Raw genomic sequence first — 17661 nt, forward strand, 5'->3', positions numbered from 1 at the left:
TGAGGATGTCAAGGCTCTAACATGACGCCGAGAAGGTGAGAGACTCCGATTTAATGCTTGCCAAGATGTGGATCAGCTTCACGCTCGATCAGGCGCATCAGTTTGCGCTCGGTAGCGCTCTCTGGCGCAGGGGTGTAGACACTGCAACGCAGATCGGAACTACCCTGAACCTGCAATGAAGTCAGATCAAACAACATTTTGCCTGCTTTGGAATGCCTGAATTCGATTAAAACGTCCGGAGCACTGCTGACGCTGCTTTGTTTCCAAAGGGTATGAAAATCGGGATGTCTGTTCATCATGTCATCCAGAAATAAATTATACCATTCATCATCAACGTACTGGCCATAGTAAGCACGAAAAATCGCCAGAAATCCGCTCACAAAATCCTCCCAGTTCACCGCGAGCCTGCGAAACTCTTTTCGATCAAATAACAGACTGATCATATTCCGCTGTTCGGGGGCAATCTGTTCAAAATCCATAAAAACATGCCGGGCTGCATCATTCCAGCCGACAATGTAACAACGCCGATCCGAGATCACGGTAGGACAGTGATGAAGTTCTTGCAGAATTTTCTGCAAGGAAGGGTGAAGTTGAACCGGTTCTTCTTCCAGTGTGGGCAGCTCCGAGTGATGCTCCATGGCGAGCGAAAACAGATACTTTCGTTCATCTGCAGTAAGCCTCAGTGCTGAAGCAATGTTATCCAACACGGAATGGGATACCTGAATATCCCGACCTTGTTCAAGCCAGGTATACCATGTTGTACTCACTCCTGCCAGTTGGGAAACCTCTTCTCTCCTCAGCCCAGGCGTTCTTCTCCGACTTCCAGTGGGTAAACCGACCGATTCGGGAGAAATTTTGGAACGCTGTGTTTTCAGAAAAGTGGACAATGCCTGTAACCTGATATCGTAATTCAATCCATCACCTTCAATCCTCGTTATCATGGTAGTCATTATACTATTATAATTGACAACTTGTAATAGGATATTCAAAAGTGCACTATTAGTGGCAGAGCGTAAGAGTAAGGTAGACAATAGCGCTGAAGGAGGATGGATATGGAACGAGTCGTGATTACAGGTATGGGAGTCATCTCTCCTTTGGGAAATGATGTACATACATTCTGGAATGGATTAATTGAGGGTAGATCAGGTGTATCACCTATAGAACATTTTGATACAGCTTCGTATAAAACCAGAATCGCTGGCGTGGTCCGTGATTTTGATGGTGAAGAGCGTTTTGGACGCAAGGAAGCAAGGCGTATGGATCGATTCGTTCAATTTGCTGTTGCTGCTGCGGATCAGGCTGTATCGCAATCGGGTCTTGTGATGGATGAACTGGACCGTGAACGGGTAGGTGTATATATTGGTTCAGGCATAGGCGGCATCCAGACATTGATGGAACAAGGCAAGGTCCTGTCAGATCGGGGACCTGCGCGAGTCAGCCCAACACTGGTACCCATGATGATCTCCAATATGGCTGCGGCTATGGTCAGTATGAGGTTTGGTTGCTGGGGACCGACATTATCGCCAGTAACAGCTTGTTCCATTGGCAATACAGCCATTGGAGAGGCTTTCCGGTTAATTCGTCATGGCGGAGCCGATGTCATTATTGCTGGGGGGACAGAAGCGGCTGTAACGGAAGTGTCACTGGCAAGCTTCGGTAATGCGACAGCGTTGTCTACACGAAATGAAGAGTTCCAAGCAGCCAGCCGTCCATTTGATGCAGGGAGAGACGGTTTTGTCATGGCGGAGGGTGCTGGAATTCTGGTTGTGGAATCACTGTCTCATGCTCTAGCAAGAGGGGCGAATATTCTTGCCGAAGTGATTGGATATGGTGCCAGTTCAGATGCGTATCATATGGTAGCTACCCACCCGGAAGGACGGGGTGCATATCTGGCGATGAAAGCATCACTGAAAGAGGCTCAGATTGGACCTGAGGACATTGATGTGATTAACGCTCATGCCACCAGTACGGAGGCAGGTGATCTGTCTGAGACAAGAGCGATTAAGCAACTTTTCGGGACAGGTGCCTATGATATTCCGGTCACAGCGAATAAGTCCATGACAGGACATATGCTTGGTGCAGCAGGCGGTGCGGAGGCGATATCACTTATTCAAAGTCTGCGGCATGGCATCATTCCGCCAACTATCAATCAAGAGCAGAGAGATCCCGAATGTGATCTGGATTATGTACCAAACGAGGCAAGAAGAGCAGAGTTGCGGATTGGGATGTCTAATTCCTTTGGTTTTGGCGGTCATAATGCGGTTATTGTTCTTCAAAAATATTCATCTTAAGTAGAAAGGCAGCCGTAACCAAAGGAACAGCGCTGCCTGATGGGGCAACGCTGTTTCTTTGGTTACTTATGGATCACTCGTAAACACTGTATCTTGGTTAACGGCCGAGTGGTTGTACGCCTCAGGAAGAGAGGGATGTCGAATCGGCCATGCCTTTGTTACCTCGGCTCAGCCAGCTTACACGCCAGCGGGATTGCATGAAGAGAACCAGGAACAGGGAAGCTGCTGCAATCAGGCTAAGAATGACAAAACCTGGCGTGTAGGATTGATAGCTACTGTACAGTTGGCCCAGAATCAGCGGCAGTGCATACCCGCCCAATCCGCCAGCGGCACCTACAATACCTGTCATCAGGCCAATCTCATTACCGAATCGTTGGGGAACCAGTTGGAACACAGAGCCATTTCCGGCTCCCAGACACATCATACCGAGGAACAACATGACTACCACAACAGGAAGCGGTGGCATGAAGGATACTCCGATTAACATGATGCAGGCTCCTGTGTACAGGAAAGTCAACATACGGGTTCCGCCAATTTTGTCCGCCAGATAACCCCCTACAGGCCGGAAGAAACTGCCTGCGATTACACAGAAGGTGGTAATGTCTGCGGCACGAACAGGAGAGAGCCCATACTGGGTGTTGAAGAAGATGGTGAGATAGTTACATAATCCAACGAAGCCACCAAAGGTCACACAATAGAAGGCACAGAATACCCAAGCATCTTTTTGTTTAAGCAGACTTCCGTATTGGGACAATTTCTTGGGTTCAGGCCGGTTCGGGCTATTTTTGGCAAAGATAGAAAAGAGGATGAATACAATAGCGATCGGTATAATAGCAAGTCCGAACACAACTTCCCAGCTGCCAAAATGCGTAGCCAAGCGATTGGCAAACAACGTTGCGAGTACGGTTCCGCTGTTACCCGCCCCGGCAATACCCATCGCCAGACCCTGATGCTCTTTGCCATACCATTGGCCTGCCAGAGGTAGCGCAGCAGCAAAGGAGGCGCCTGCGACACCGAGCAAGAGTGCCACCACGTACAGTTGGCTTAAAGAGTCGACCCATAACCAGCCGAGTAATAAAGGAACTAAGGTGACGAGCATCCCGATCTGTGCGGTCAGTTTCGGACCAATATAATCAGACATGAACCCAAGCACAAGGCGCAGGATGGAGCCGCCGAGAATAGGCAATGCGACCAGATTGGCCTTTTCCAGCGGAGTCATCGGATAATCCAATGCAATGACAACTGCGAGTGGACCCAGCATTCCCCATATCATAAAACTGATGTCAAAATACATAAACGCCCCGAAAAGGGTGGGCTTATGCCCGCTTTTCCAAAAACTTTTGCTCTCCATCATCCATCATCGCTCCTCATCCAATTGAGATCTTCGTGATTTGTCTATGTGCTTGTTAAGGCAGAAAAAGGCCGCAATTCGTCCAGATCTGAACGATTTGCGGCCCCGTTGCCGACAGGCGGTACACGTCATTGTGTTCCCGCATCTGAGTTGATCACAGCACTGTGATTTTGATTCAAATTATAATCAAGAGAAAATATATATGTCAACAAAAATTACATGTAATTTTAGATAATTCGTTTTTTAATCGTTATTCGCATTTTTGTGTTAATTTAGTTGACATTAGATTCAGATTCCCTTAATCTGAATCTAATATGAATCTACACAAAGGCGTGTGGATTCCGGAGGCAACGGTGCCCTTTTCCGAATCATGGAGAAGGGATTTTTCTGTTTATTTTCAGGTGAGATAGATAGGGGGCAGCCCATGAGTAGAAGCAAACTGGTGATTATCGGGAATGGCATGGCTGGAATGAAGTGTGTCGAAGAGATTATCGCACTGGAGCCTGATACGTATGAGATTGTAATCTACGGTAATGAACCCCGTCCCAACTACAATCGGATCATGTTATCGAAAGTATTGCAGGGTGAGCATTCGTTACAGGATATCATTATCAATGATTGGAGCTGGTATGCCGAGCATCAAATCCGGCTATGCGCAGGTGAAACGGTGCACCGCATTGATACCCGTAGAAAATATATAGAGACTGAATCCGGATTAAAAGAAACCTATGATGTCCTGATTCTGGCGACAGGGTCTTCACCTTTTATCCCACCGATTCCGGGGATTGATAAAGAGAGGGTCATGTCCTTCCGAACGATTGATGATTGTACGCGCATGTCTGATTATTCCAAAACATATCGCAAGGCCGCAGTCATTGGTGGTGGATTGCTTGGGCTGGAGGCTGCACGCGGGTTGCTGCATCTGGGCATGGAAGCTGTGGTGGTCCATAACGCGCATTACATTATGAACCGGCAGTTAGATGAGAAGGCTGCCGCGATGCTTCAACAGGAACTTGAAGGGCAGGGTATGTCCTTTCTTTTGAACAAAAATACACAGAAAATTACCGGACGATCACAGGCGCAGGGGCTGCTCTTCACAGATGGTTCCAAGCTTGAAGCTCAGGTTGTCATTGTCGCTGTAGGGATTCGGCCAAATGTGGATCTGGCCAGACGAAGTGGAATCGCTACGAATCGGGCAATCATGGTAGATGACTATATGCGCACCAGTGTACCGGATATATATGCAGTTGGGGAATGTGCCGAACATCGGGGAATCAGTTATGGTCTGGTGGCTCCTTTATACGAACAGGGGAAGGTGCTCGCACGTACGCTCTGTGGACAGGAAACACCTGAATACAAGGGTTCAATTCCTTACTCACAACTGAAGGTATCGGGAGTTGATGTTTTCTCGGCGGGTGAGATTGGCGGGGAAGGCATGCAGACTGCAATTCAACATCTGGATGGTATTCGAGGCACATATAAAAAAGTGCTGATGCAGGCTGGCAAAGTGCGCGGTGCCATTTTATTTGGAGATACAGCGGAAGGAACGGCTTTGCTTGGACTGGTGCAACGAGGTGCGGATGTAGCGGAATTGGCTCCGCGTGAAGGGGCCCCGGACCCGGCTGAGATGGCTGCTGCGGCATTACCAGATCAGGAGACCGTATGTGCCTGTAACAATGTGACCAAAGCTGCCATTATGAAGGCGATTCAGGAACAGGGCCTCGAGACGGCAGATCAGGTGAAGGAACAGACGAAGGCTTCTGGTTCATGCGGTGGCTGTCGCCCGATGGTGGCTGCACTGTTGAAACATACGCATAACCTGAAAAATAACGGGGGTACTGGAGTGGAAGCCACACCAGATAAACCTGCTCCAATGCCTGTGTGCAGTTGTACGGCGCTTGGGCATGCAGAACTGAAGGAAATACTGGCTGACATCGATGTTCTGGAGACAGGGCTACCAGACATATTTTTAATCTTGCAGAAGCTGGGTTGGGGTTCGGAACATGGTTGCTCGGTATGTCGCCCCGTAATTCATTATTACTTACAGGTATCCGGTGGAACGATAGTTGCTCGAGAGATCGAAGGTCACTCAGAGGTTCAGGTACGCTGGGATGATCAGATCCCGCTTTCATCCTATGCAAGAGATGCCAGGGGGTTGGCTGCACAGCTTCGTACGAGTTGGATCGGTGCTGCGATGCCGTCGCCGGTGAATATGGGCGTCGCACCAGGGCACGGTTCGTTGGTGAGCGCACTGGTGCAAGATATTGGCTTGCTGGCTTCACCAGCTGGGTGGGAGATCTATGCAGGCGGTCATGCAGAGCATCCGGTCAAACAAGGTGGCTTGCTCGGGGTCGCTGAGACAGAGATGCAAGCGGCCACACTCGCATCAGCCTGCCTTCAATGGTATCGCCAAACCGCCTGGTATGATGAGCCGTTATGGGCATGGACGGAACGATTGGGATTCATGTCGATTCGGGAAACGCTGCTGGATGACCAACTACAGAAGGAACTTGTTGCGATTCATCATCATGAGCGGGATGTGGCTTCAGCATCCCCTATGAAGCAATTTCTTGAATCTCCCGCGGTGCAGGGCACCGTCTGAAACGGATCAGTATTACAGCTGAAAGGCAGGGATGGGAAAATGGAATTATCGATAACTTCGGAAATGGCGGTATCCAAGCTGTATGTAAAGGAGACCCAGTGTCCATATTGTAGTGTGCAGTGCAAGATGACTGTTGAAGAACTGGCTGCACCTGTTGCAGGACAGCGTCGTGGTGAGTATACGGTTCAGGGTGTTCCGAATGAAGCCTCTCGGGGCAGGTTGTGTGTGAAGGGCATGAATGCGCATCAACATGCGCTCAGTGGTCAACGATTAATGCATCCGCTCATTCGTCGCAATGGTGAGCTTGAACCCTGTTCTTGGGAAGAGGCCATTCAGACCATCGCAGAGCGGTTTCAGGACTTGAAAGATTCATACGGAGCAGATACGGTCGGAGTCTACGGAGGCGGATCTTTGACAAATGAAACAGCCTATCTGCTCGGTAAGTTCGCCAGAGTTGCATTGGGGACGAAATACATCGACTATAATGGACGGTTCTGCATGTCAGCTGCGGCTTCAGCTGGAAGTAAAGTGTTCGGGATGGATCGTGGATTGACGTTCCGTCTGTCCGATATTCCCAAGGCAGGTTGCATAGTACTCGCAGGTACCAATATTGCGGAATGCCAACCTACCCTGTTGCCCTACTTCAATAAGGCCAAGGAAAACGGGGCCTTCATTATCGTTATTGATCCACGCAAGACGGCAACCGCTGCCATTGCCGACCTTCATTTACAGGTGAAGCCTGGCATGGATGCACTGCTGGCAGATAGCATGTTGAAGGTGATTACGGATGCCGGATTGGTGAAGCCTCATTTTATAGAAGAACGAACGCATGGTTACGAGCAATTGATACAAGGGTTGGCTGATCTACAACTCGAACAGGCGGCACAAGCATGCGGGGTTGATCTGGCGTTGATTCGTCAGGCGGCGATGGCATACGGTGAGGCAGAGACAGGCATGATCATGACAGCACGTGGTGTGGAGCAGCAGACGGATGGGCATATGGCCGTCAGGCACTTTCTGAACCTGGTGCTCGCGACTGGCAAAATTGGCCGAGAAGGATGCGGATATGGTGCCATCACAGGTCAGGGGAACGGGCAAGGCGGACGGGAGCATGGGCAGAAGGCTGACCAACTACCAGGCTATCGATCCATTGAAAATGAAGCCGATCGTGCCTATGTGGCATCCGTCTGGGGTGTGGAACCTGCAAGTTTGCCAGGCAAAGGGGTATCCGCCTACGAGATGATGGAGAAGGTCCATGATCAGGAGATTCGGGCGTTGCTTGTAATGGGCTCCAACCCGGTCGTATCCAACCCCAATGTGCGTTTGGTGGAGGAAGGTCTGCGCAAGCTGGACTCTCTGATCGTGGCAGATATGTTCCTGTCGGAGACAGCACGCATGGCTGATCTGGTTCTCCCGGTTACATCTTATATGGAGAATGAAGGTACACTGACCAATCTGGAGGGGCGTGTTCTGCTCCGTGAACAGGGGCGACCTGCGCCGGGAGAAACGCTCGATGATTGGGATATATTATGCCGGATTGCCGCGCAATTGGGTAAAGCTTCTTATTTTGAATATGACACTTCTGAGGATATCTTTAATGAGCTTCGGGTGGCGAGTCGTGGCGGAGTGGCTGATTACTATGGCATTACCTATGAGCGTTTGCGTAACGAGAAAGGGGTATACTGGCCGTGTTCTGCCCTGGAGGATCAGGGAGAAGGACTGCTGTTCGGTGAACGATTCGCTCACCCGGACGGCAAAGCGGCATTCACGTTTGAATCCAGCCCGGGCTGGAATGATATATCTTCGGAGTTCCCCTTGATTCTCACCAATGGGCGTGTGTTACCTCATTATCTTACAGGGGTGCAGACACATCGAAGTCCGGCACTGGCAGCTCGTGAATTGGAGAACTTTGTTGAACTTCACCCGGCTACCGCTGCCCGTTATCGTATTCACGATGGAGAGTGGGTTGAGATTCAATCGACGTACGGAAGCTTCACGGTACGTTCGCGCATCAAGGATTCGATTCGGGAGGATACCTTGTTCGTGCCGATGCATTGGGGCGGCATTCAGAATGTGAATCGGGCCACCAGACCAGAGCTAGATCCGTTCTGTCGGATGCCTGGGTTCAAGACAGCAGCAGTAACCATTCGACCGTTGCGTCTGGCGAGATGATTCATAAAATTACAGATTACCGGTGACATAAACTGTTCTAATATTAGCTTAGCGGCTGCGCAGTCCATATTTATATGACACTGTGCGGCTTTTTTTGCGTATATGTACGCAAGTAGGCCATAGTTCCGTGGTTCCACGTAAACATGAGGATTGGCTCATGAATATGGATTGAATTTTAGTTATGATGTTCATCAGGGGTACATATGTACGTATTTTTGGTTTTATTTTGAGATAGATCGTCATTTCGAGTTTAGGTTATTACGCATCGTGGTATAGATATCGGGGCTTATGGAAGTTTCTTCAAATAGGGCAGGACAGAGGGGGCATGACAGTGAACGTATGGATAACGGTAAAAAGTCTGGGTAAGCGCAAGCCGGTACTTGCCAAGCAAGCTGCCGAACTTCCGGAAACAACTCATACGTTAAGGCAGCTCATTGAGAACATGGTGGCTCTGCAATTAAAAGCGCTTCAGGACAAGAAACAACAGACTGAATTGCTCTCCTACCTGATGCAGGATGATATTGAGGCGCAGGGAGCGGCGGGAAAAGTCGGGTTTGGCGCAGTATACAATGAGGGTGTTCCTGATCTGAATGTTGCGATGGAGACAGCTATAACCGCCTATGAGGATGGGTTGTACAAAGTGTTTCTCAACGATGAAGAATTGCAGGAACTGGATGAGTCACTTGTTGTAAAAGACGGAGATAACGTGGTATTTATTCGTTTTACAATGCTTGCCGGACGTCTGTGGTAGAGAGTGATGAAGGAGGAGAACAGGATGAATCAGGAAGAGCAAGTACAGGTGTATATGGATGGATTGCAGGAAAGAGCCAAGTCGTTAACAGGGGTACAGCTTGAGCTGGCAGGTTATGTTCTGGAGATCGCCGGGTCTACGTATTTGCGTGGAGACGAAAAGATGTTTCTGAATACTGACAAGTTGCTTGAAAGGTTGGCTGCAGAAACGCAGAAACCATTATTCGAGCCACTATTGGATGTGCTACAGCATCTGGCGAGCGAGTCATTGGTTGCACGATTCCGTTATATCGCAGAGCGTGCGACTCGTTTCCCATACAGTAACAACTATGAACGTCGGCCTTTCCGCACATCCGATCCGGAGCAGCATGTAGAACAAGTCATCCGTAAACTGATGGGATTGTTCCGTATGGAAATGAAAAATTTCTCCCTGGAAGAATATGTGTCACTTCGTGAGTACAAGCTGGATTATCTCCATGAGATCCGTTGGGTTCTGGCGGATTGTATCGCTTATGAACTGGATCATCAGGGCGGAGATATGAAGCAGGCGCTGCATGATATTATCTATGGTGACAATCAGACGGCGTTGTTAACCCATGAAATGATCAAAGGCATATTCATGAGCGATCAGGCGGATGCCTATCAGATGGTGGGTGAGCTGCTCGTTGCAGCAAGGTTGCAGGAAGGGCTGCGCCAAAGCATTGTGGAGCGGATGGATGAAGGGACACTGGAAGCCTATATTTACATATTAAAAATCATTATCGACAACAACCTGATTCGTTTCAGTTCCGTGGTAAGAGCGCTTGCCGTATGGACGGGGATCGGCATAGAAGCAGCCAACCAGCGTGTTGCCTCACAGTTGATTGAACAGGCCTATCAGGCGCTTGTGCAACCAGAAATACGCGAGGCCTGGCAACAGGAAGCTAACGCCAACAAACTCTTTATCAGTCTGTGGGCGACAGCGGTCATTGAAGAGAATGAATTGAAGAGCAAGATCATCGAGATTATGGATCAAGGTCAGTTATATCAGAAGATTGTTGCCCAATATGTACTGGCTAACAGCCAGAACCGAGAGCTTCGTTTGGACATTGCACGTCGTTATCTGGAGGCGCAGGATACCGAGTTGATGCACTGGATTGTGAGCAATTATGATGCGATGTATATGTACAACTGGAGTTTCGAGAATGGAGAGAATCAGCGTAGCGTCTACGTGTGGCCATTACCTGCTCTGGGAGATAAGACCTTGCGGCGTAAGGACTTTGATCGGTTCAAACAGATGCTGGCTGCCATTCCAAAAGGTGGGTCAGGTGGACCATCGGGTGTACTTGAGTATGTTCACTACCAGATCGATACGGATGATGTAGTGAAGAAAATGTTATATTTGGCTGCATATGATATGGACCCGGAATGGATCGGGGAGGTCATCGCAATCAAGGACCGATTGAGCCCGGAACTGCGCGGAGAACTGCTGTCCCAGTTTGTTCAGCATCCTGATAATGAGGTACAAAGACAGTTTGTGTTTGAGAGTTTGTCTGATAAAAGCATCAGTAATCGGGAGAGTGCACTCGCCAAAGCGAAGCTGCTCACGTTGACGGTTGATGAGATGAAACAGATGGAGGCGTTGATGAAGCTCAAAACAGGCTCACTTCGTCAGAAGGTCATCCATGTATTGTTACTACAACCCGTGGACCAATTGGCGGTCTCGCTGAAGCGACTTTTGGAGGCCAAGAGTGAACTGCAGCGCTTGGGTGCGCTCGAATTATTGACCGAGATTGCGGCGGATCCAGAGCGGATAGATCAGCAGGAGCAATTGCAGCCATTGGCGCAGCTGATTGAGACACCCACTGCCAAGGAGCAGAAACTGCTGGATAAGCTGACCGATCAGGGGAGTCGTTACACAGCCTCTAATGGATTTGGTTTATTTGATCCGAAGCGACGTGAGCCATTGCTGGATGAGAAGCGTGATCTCAAGGGCCATAATCCGAAGGATATCTTTACACTCTCTCTGGATAAGACCAGACCATTTCTGGAGGGACTTAGTGAATTAGTGCATGAACACAGGGATTATGAGTACCAGGTGGAATACTACGCTGGCTACAAAGACACATTGTTAATCGGAGCGAGTCTTCGCTCCAAGGTTCCGTATGGAGAGCGGAATGAAATGAAGCAAATGGAACAGTTTCCGCTTCATGACGTATGGGAGAACTATATTCAACATGCCGGGTTTAGCAGTGTGGAACTGATGCAGTTGTATATGGGTATACAGCTCGGGGATTTCAATGACAAATTGAGCGACCATTACAGTTACTTCCATGATCAGTATGGCTATGAAGAACTGCAAAAGATTCCGTTACTGGAAGGCTGGCGCAAGACGTTTGCTGAACAGACCTATCCTCTGGATGACATCGAAAAGCTGCAGCAGATGCTGGATTCGTTGACGTATAAAGATCAGGTAGTGGCACTGATATCGGCGGCATTTTTGGATAGCGATCCGATCGACACGTTTGAGATAGCTGAGAAAACCTGGGCCTCCATCATCGCGAGTATGCCTGCTGATCGACTCGAGAAAGAGTCAGGTATGCTTCATATTCTGACTGGACCTTGGAATTATGTAGTTCGTGGCAAAATCCATGACGATAACAGCTTCAAACGTTTCTTCCAGACAGCTTACCAGTTCACTAGTCTTGTAGAGAGTAGCCAACCGCTGTCTTTACTGTCACTTGAAGATTTCCTGCGTGCGTACCAGTTGAACCTGATTGATGAACAGGAGATATATCGACAGGTGCTGGTCGGTGGGAATCGTCTGATGTTTATTCGGAACTTAACATCCACTCGTACAGAAGGGATCGCAAGTGATCCGAAGCTGATTCACTTACGGGATACGGTCGTTAATCGGATTCTGGAGATCGAGCTGACTAGAGGAGAACTCTCTACAGAAGTAAGTACACTTGCCATGAAACTGGAACGAATTGAAGGCATGGAACACTGGGTACATCTGGTCTCGGCAATGGATCAGGATACATTTGTCCGTGGATATATCTATAGTTATGGAGACAACACAACACGTAAAGAGACGTTTAGCTATCTAATTCAGAATTGTCATCCACGAGATGGAGAAGATGAAAATCGTCTTGGAGAATTGCTCCAGAAGTATCCGGTTAATGAGAAAAAATTGCTGGAGGCAGCCATGTACGCCCCGCAGTGGATGGAGATTGTTGCGAAACATTTGGGATGGGAAGGTCTTCGCAGTGCAGCCTGGTACTTCCATGCTCATATCAATGAACGCTTTACTGCGGAGAAAGAAACCATCGTGGCCCACTATTCTCCAATCTCACCACAGGACTTTAATGAAGGTGCGTTTGATATCGCTTGGTTTGAAGAAGCCTATGCTGCTGTCGGGGAGGAACGGTTCAATCTGTTATACGATTGTGCCAAGTACATTTCCGGGGGATCTAACCACCGCAGATCCCAATTGTTCGCAGATGCTGCACTGGGTAAGCTTCGACTGGACGATATGCGTGATTCCGTGTCAGACAAGCGAAACAAAGATCATTTGTTAACCTACAGTTTGATTCCATTCGCGGCTAATCGGGAACAGGATCTGCGTGAGCGATACGACTTCATTCAGAAGTTTCTGATGCAGAGCAAACAATTCGGTGCACAACGCCGTGCCAGTGAAGGTCTGGCATCACAGATTGCACTGGGCAATCTTGCTCGTAATGCAGGTTATGCCGATGTTACGCGGCTGATGTGGGACATGGAAGCACGTAAGTTGGATGAGATGAAATCTTTCTTTGAACCTCATGCATTGGATGCTGACACGACAGCGCAATTGGTCATCGATGAGGAAGGCCAACCCGAGATGGTTATCGTTAGCAAAGGTAAGACACTCAAATCTGTACCTGCCCGGTTCAAAAAAGATGGATATATCGCTGAACTGAAAGAGCTCAAATCGGATCTGGTGGATCAATATCGCCGGGCACGGCAGGAGCTGGAACGTTCGATGACTGCTGGAACGTCCTTTACACGTGAGGAAATTGCTAGTCTGATGCAAAATCCGGTTATACATCCGCTGGTAAGAACACTTGTATTCCAGTCCGGTGACAAGACGGGACGATTCGATGTAGCATCCAATGGTTTGGTTGCTCCAGGGCCGGAGGGTACGAACCATGCACTAGCGGAACAGGATCAACTGTTTATTGCTCATCCGCTTCATCTGTATCAGAGCGGAAGCTGGAGTGAATTCCAGCGGGATCTGTTCACCCGTCAGGAGCGTCAGCCGTTCAAGCAGGTATTCCGAGAGCTATATCTTCCTAACGAGGACGAATTGGCTAATGGTACGGTGTCTCGTCGATACGCTGGGTATCAGATTCAACCGAAAAAAGCAGTAGCTCTGCTTAAAGGGCGCCAATGGACTGTCAGTTATGAGGAAGGACTGCAGAAGGTAAGTTACGAGCACAATCTGATTGCGAATCTTTATGCCATGGCAGATTGGTTCTCACCAGCAGATACCGAGGCGCCTACCTTGGAGACGGTGCAGTTCTACGATCGCAAGAGCTACAAACCTGTAGCGCTGCAAGATGTACCGCAGACGTTCTTCTCGGAAGTTATGCGTGATATCGACCTGGTGGTCAGCGTTGCACATGTGGGAGGCGTAGATCCGGAAGCCAGCCTGACAACAATCGAGATGCGTCACGTCATTGTGAACGAGTCGTTGCGTCTGCTGAAGATCGACAATGTACGTTTGGATGGGAATTACGCAAGAATTGATGGTGAATTGGGTGAGTATGCTGTTCATCTGGGGAGTAGTAATGTGTTCAAACAAGCCACAGGTGCACTTCATATCGTACCGGTGCACAGTCAGCATCGGGGTCGAATCTTCCTGCCATTCCTCGATGAAGATCCGAGAACAGCTGAGATTCTGTCCAAGGTGATGTTGCTCGCCGAAGATAAAAAGATCAAGGACCCGCAGATCCTTGCGCAGTTACAGAATTAGAAGTGAACGAACTAGAAGTGAACCGCCCCGTGGGGCGGTTTTTTTATTTGTTACTCCGATTTCAATGTAACTTCAAATCTCAATATAACAAGTGTAGAACAAGAATCATGGATGGAAAGTGGACAATATGGAGCAATTCCAACATAAAGGCAGCTGAAGAACCTGTTAAAAGGGACCTCAGTTGCTTTTATATTTTTGGATATTTCATTGGACCGGATTGGTTCCGTTTTCAAATAGACTTAGGACCCAGAGTGTATCGAGATATTCCTTAATCTGATAATTAATTGCATTAATTGGTTGATCGGGAGTGGGTCGAACCGACTGTTTTTAAAAGTAAAGAATTTGTTCGAAAGTAGTTACGGAAATGTAAATAATTCGTTTTCTTGTTTTGTTATCTGAATTATTAATATGGTGATTCCAAAGAACTAGACTTGTTCTAATCGGTCATTTACCAAATTTAAGGGGATGTAATTCATGTTCATGTCGGCTATCGTTAGGAAGCGAAATCTGCTGACTTGCTTGCAGGCTGAAGTTTCAGAAGCCATGTGCAGGACGACCTGAATGCTTGAAAGACTGGGATTTAGCCAGTTTGCATTCCCTTGTATACATGTATTCAATATGTGCACAAGAAAAATGATCAAGAGAGAAGGAGAACTTACAACATGAACAGAAGACTCAATCTGATTTTCCTCAAACGATGGTTTATGTTATTAATCATCGTGGCGGTTGCGGCTATGCCGCTACACGCCTTCGCCGCGGAGGCGGAATCTGGGGCCAATCGGCCTTGGATGAACACATCTCTATCAGCGGAGGAACGTACCGAGCTGCTGCTCAAGGAGATGACGCTGGAGGAGAAAGTTGGATTCGTAACCGGTAAAGTAAATAACTATTATGGTTTCTATAATGATGGATTGGAGCGCCTCGGTATTCCAGCATTACAGATGGCAGATGGACCCGCAGGAGTACGTGTGGCTAACCCGGATGTACAGGACAAAAAGTCCACGGCATTGCCTGCACCCATCGCGCTTGCCGCTTCTTGGGATACTAATCTTGCCAAGAAATATGGCGATCTCATCGGTCAGGAAGCACATGATACCACACATAATGTAGTGCTCGGCCCTGGGCTGGATATTGCACGTACACCATGGGGTTCCCGGAACTTTGAATCTCTCGGGGAAGATCCGCTACTGGCTTCGGGCATGGGTGCAGCGTATGTGAACGGGATTCAAAGTAATCCGGTTATCGCTACAGCGAAACACTACATCCTGAACAACCAGGAGACGGAACGTTTCACGACCAATGCTACAGCCAGTGAACGTGCGATTCAGGAAGTCTATGCACGTCCGTTCCAGGCGATGGTCGAAAAAGCGGATCTCGGTTCAGCCATGTGTTCATTTAACCAGGTGAACGGTACATATGCTTGTGAGAACAAGGAGATGCTGACCAATGTCCTTCGGGATCAGTTTGGCTTCGAAGGGTTTGTCATGAGTGACTACGGTGCAAATTTCAGCACAGCCAAATCCGCCAATGCGGGTCTGGATCTGGAGACACCGGGAGAGCCTTACGGCAAATGGGGAGACAAATTGCTGGAAGCCGTGAACAATGGCGAAGTCAGCGAGCAAACCATTGATGAGAAGGTTAGACGCATTTTGCTTCAGATGTTCGATAAAGGGCTGTTCGATAATCCTGTAACGAATACACAAATCAATGCCAAGAAAGACGGCAAACAAGCGCGTGAAATTGCAGAAGAAAGCATGGTTCTTTTGCAAAACAACGATAATGTTCTGCCTCTGTCCAAGAAAAACGTGAAATCCATCGCGGTCATCGGACCGGATGCAGATAACGCATCTGCTGCTGGTGGAGGTAGCAGTCTGGTTAATCCAACGTATACTGTAAGTCCGCTTCAAGGCATTCGTAACCGTGCTGGTAACGGTGTGGATGTAAAATATGCTGCCGGAACGGATCCTATCTCCGCAGGAGATGCATTTAATGGACCATCCGCCGTACCTTCTACTCTTTTATCACCAGCGGATGCTCAGGAAAGCGAAAGAGACTATGGTACAGATCGTGCGGAATATGGTCTGCGTGCTGAATACTGGACGAATAAAGATATGGAGGGTAACCCTTCTCTGGTTCGTACAGATAATCAGGTCAACATGAATCTTGGATTCTACAACTATGAAGGTTTTAACGCACAATCTTCCAAGCTTCCAGTGACACCAACCAAATTCAATGCCAAAATGTCTGCTCGTTGGACAGGGGCGATCACAGCACCTCAAACGGGTGAATATAAACTGTCCCTGACCAGTCTAGGTTCTGCAAAACTGTATGTGGATGATAAGTTACTCGTAGACAATCAAGGTGAAACATTGAGTACAACGAAGAAAGAAATCACATTCAAAGAAGGCGAGTCCCACAATATTCGAATTGAGTATCGTACGGATTTCCCGGTACAGACCAATCATGATATGGGCGCACAGGTTCGTTTTGGCTGGGAAGCTCCAGAAGACGCTGTGGATATCAAAATGCAAAAAGCAGTTGAGCTGGCGAAAAAATCCGATGTTGCCGTCGTGGTAACTCGTACGTATGACAGTGAAGGTTACGTCGACCGTTCCGACCTGGAGCTGCCGAATAACCAGGAGCAGCTGATCCGCAAGGTAGCGGCAGCCAATCCAAAAACGATTGTGGTGCAAATGAGTGGTCGCGCTGTTGAAATGGATTCCTGGCAAAAAGAAGTGCCATCCATCGTTCAGGCTTGGTATGCAGGTCAGGAACAAGGTAATGCAGTGGCACGTGTGCTGTTTGGTGATGTGAATCCATCCGGTAAATTGCCGGTGACGTTCCCGTCAGATGATTCCCAGACCCCGGTATCCACTGCGGAACAATTCCCGGGTGTAAATGGGGTGGGCAACTACTCCGAAGGTATCTTTGTAGGGTACAAAGGATATGACAAAGAAGGCATGACACCGGCGTTTGCCTTTGGACACGGACTGTCTTATACCGATTTTAATTATCGTAATCTGCATGTGAAAAACACTGGCAAAGGCGACAAAGCAACCGTGGAAGTATCTCTGAACCTGCGCAATACCGGTAAAGTTTCCGGTGCAGAAGTGGTACAGGTCTATGTTGGCAATCTGCCAACTAAAGTTGAAACGCCAGAGAAGCAACTTGCTGGTTGGGCGAAGGTAGATCTGAAGGCAGGCAAGCAGCAGCGGGTCAGCATTCAACTGGATCGCAGTGCATTGTCCTATTGGGATGAAGCATCGCATGAATGGGTAATGCCTAAGGGTAAAGTTCAAGTGTATGTCGGCAGTGCATCGGATGATATCCGTCTGACAGGCAGTGTGAATATCGGAAGCAAGTCCGGTAAATAAAAGTGAAATCTGGGGGATCGAAAGGTTGTTCTCCCAGTGAAGTTATTTGCGTCAAATGCAGTTTGTTCTAATTCATATAAATTAGGAAATGGAGTCGTGGCCTAGTGGCCGCGGCTTTTTCCATA

Annotated in this window: 8 protein-coding genes; 6 read left to right on the forward strand and 2 right to left on the reverse strand. The window is 48.4% G+C overall.

The window, feature by feature from the left end; translation table 11 throughout:
• Nucleotides 1-50: 50 nt before the first annotated feature.
• The gene (locus tag ACETMN_RS04715; RefSeq protein WP_091015984.1) at nt 51-914 is read right to left on the reverse strand and encodes a helix-turn-helix transcriptional regulator; all 864 of its coding nucleotides are present in this window, start codon (nt 912-914) and stop codon (nt 51-53) included.
• Between the two features lie 138 nt (nt 915-1052).
• On the opposite strand from ACETMN_RS04715, the gene fabF reads away from it, so the two are divergent.
• Complete coding sequence (gene fabF / locus ACETMN_RS04720; protein ID WP_091015982.1) at nt 1053-2291, forward strand: beta-ketoacyl-ACP synthase II; 1239 nt, start codon at nt 1053-1055, stop codon at nt 2289-2291.
• A 121-nt stretch (nt 2292-2412) separates the two neighbouring features.
• Here the strand turns inward: fabF and ACETMN_RS04725 are convergent, their stop codons facing one another.
• Complete coding sequence (locus ACETMN_RS04725; protein ID WP_133386829.1) at nt 2413-3642, reverse strand: nitrate/nitrite transporter; 1230 nt, start codon at nt 3640-3642, stop codon at nt 2413-2415.
• 424 nt (nt 3643-4066) lie between these two features.
• On the opposite strand from ACETMN_RS04725, the gene nirB reads away from it, so the two are divergent.
• The 5 genes from nirB (at nt 4067) to ACETMN_RS04750 (ending at nt 17536) form a co-directional block, all read left to right on the forward strand.
• Nucleotides 4067-6244 (forward strand): nitrite reductase large subunit NirB, encoded by a 2178-nt coding sequence (gene nirB / locus ACETMN_RS04730; protein WP_091015981.1) that lies wholly within the window; start codon nt 4067-4069, stop codon nt 6242-6244.
• Nucleotides 6245-6283: 39 nt separating this feature from the next.
• Nucleotides 6284-8416, forward strand: a complete 2133-nt coding sequence (gene nasC / locus ACETMN_RS04735; RefSeq protein WP_091015980.1) for an assimilatory nitrate reductase catalytic subunit NasC — start codon at nt 6284-6286, stop codon at nt 8414-8416.
• 325 nt (nt 8417-8741) lie between these two features.
• Nucleotides 8742-9167: a hypothetical protein gene (locus tag ACETMN_RS04740; RefSeq protein WP_411735837.1), complete on the forward strand. Its 426-nt coding sequence runs from the start codon at nt 8742-8744 to the stop codon at nt 9165-9167.
• Between the two features lie 24 nt (nt 9168-9191).
• On the forward strand, nt 9192-14162 hold the full coding sequence (locus ACETMN_RS04745; RefSeq protein ID WP_411735838.1) for a DUF4132 domain-containing protein: 4971 nt from the start codon (nt 9192-9194) through the stop codon (nt 14160-14162).
• Between the two features lie 662 nt (nt 14163-14824).
• Complete coding sequence (locus ACETMN_RS04750; RefSeq protein ID WP_411735839.1) at nt 14825-17536, forward strand: glycoside hydrolase family 3 C-terminal domain-containing protein; 2712 nt, start codon at nt 14825-14827, stop codon at nt 17534-17536.
• Nucleotides 17537-17661 lie beyond the last annotated feature (125 nt).

This window comes from Paenibacillus sp. M2 (genome assembly GCF_046713495.1).
In the GTDB taxonomy this organism is placed as follows: Bacteria; Bacillota; Bacilli; order Paenibacillales; family Paenibacillaceae; genus Paenibacillus; species Paenibacillus amylolyticus_B.

What these genes read in the sequence shown, in the direction of transcription:
- ACETMN_RS04725 (WP_133386829.1), bottom strand. Translation starts at nt 3,642, where the DNA reads ATGGAGAGCAAAAGTTTTTGGAAAAGCGGGCATAAGCCCACCCTTTTC.
- ACETMN_RS04750 (WP_411735839.1), top strand. Translation starts at nt 14,825, where the DNA reads ATGAACAGAAGACTCAATCTGATTTTCCTCAAACGATGGTTTATGTTA.
- fabF (WP_091015982.1), top strand. Translation starts at nt 1,053, where the DNA reads ATGGAACGAGTCGTGATTACAGGTATGGGAGTCATCTCTCCTTTGGGA.
- ACETMN_RS04745 (WP_411735838.1), top strand. Translation starts at nt 9,192, where the DNA reads ATGAATCAGGAAGAGCAAGTACAGGTGTATATGGATGGATTGCAGGAA.
- ACETMN_RS04740 (WP_411735837.1), top strand. Translation starts at nt 8,742, where the DNA reads ATGACAGTGAACGTATGGATAACGGTAAAAAGTCTGGGTAAGCGCAAG.
- nirB (WP_091015981.1), top strand. Translation starts at nt 4,067, where the DNA reads ATGAGTAGAAGCAAACTGGTGATTATCGGGAATGGCATGGCTGGAATG.
- nasC (WP_091015980.1), top strand. Translation starts at nt 6,284, where the DNA reads ATGGAATTATCGATAACTTCGGAAATGGCGGTATCCAAGCTGTATGTA.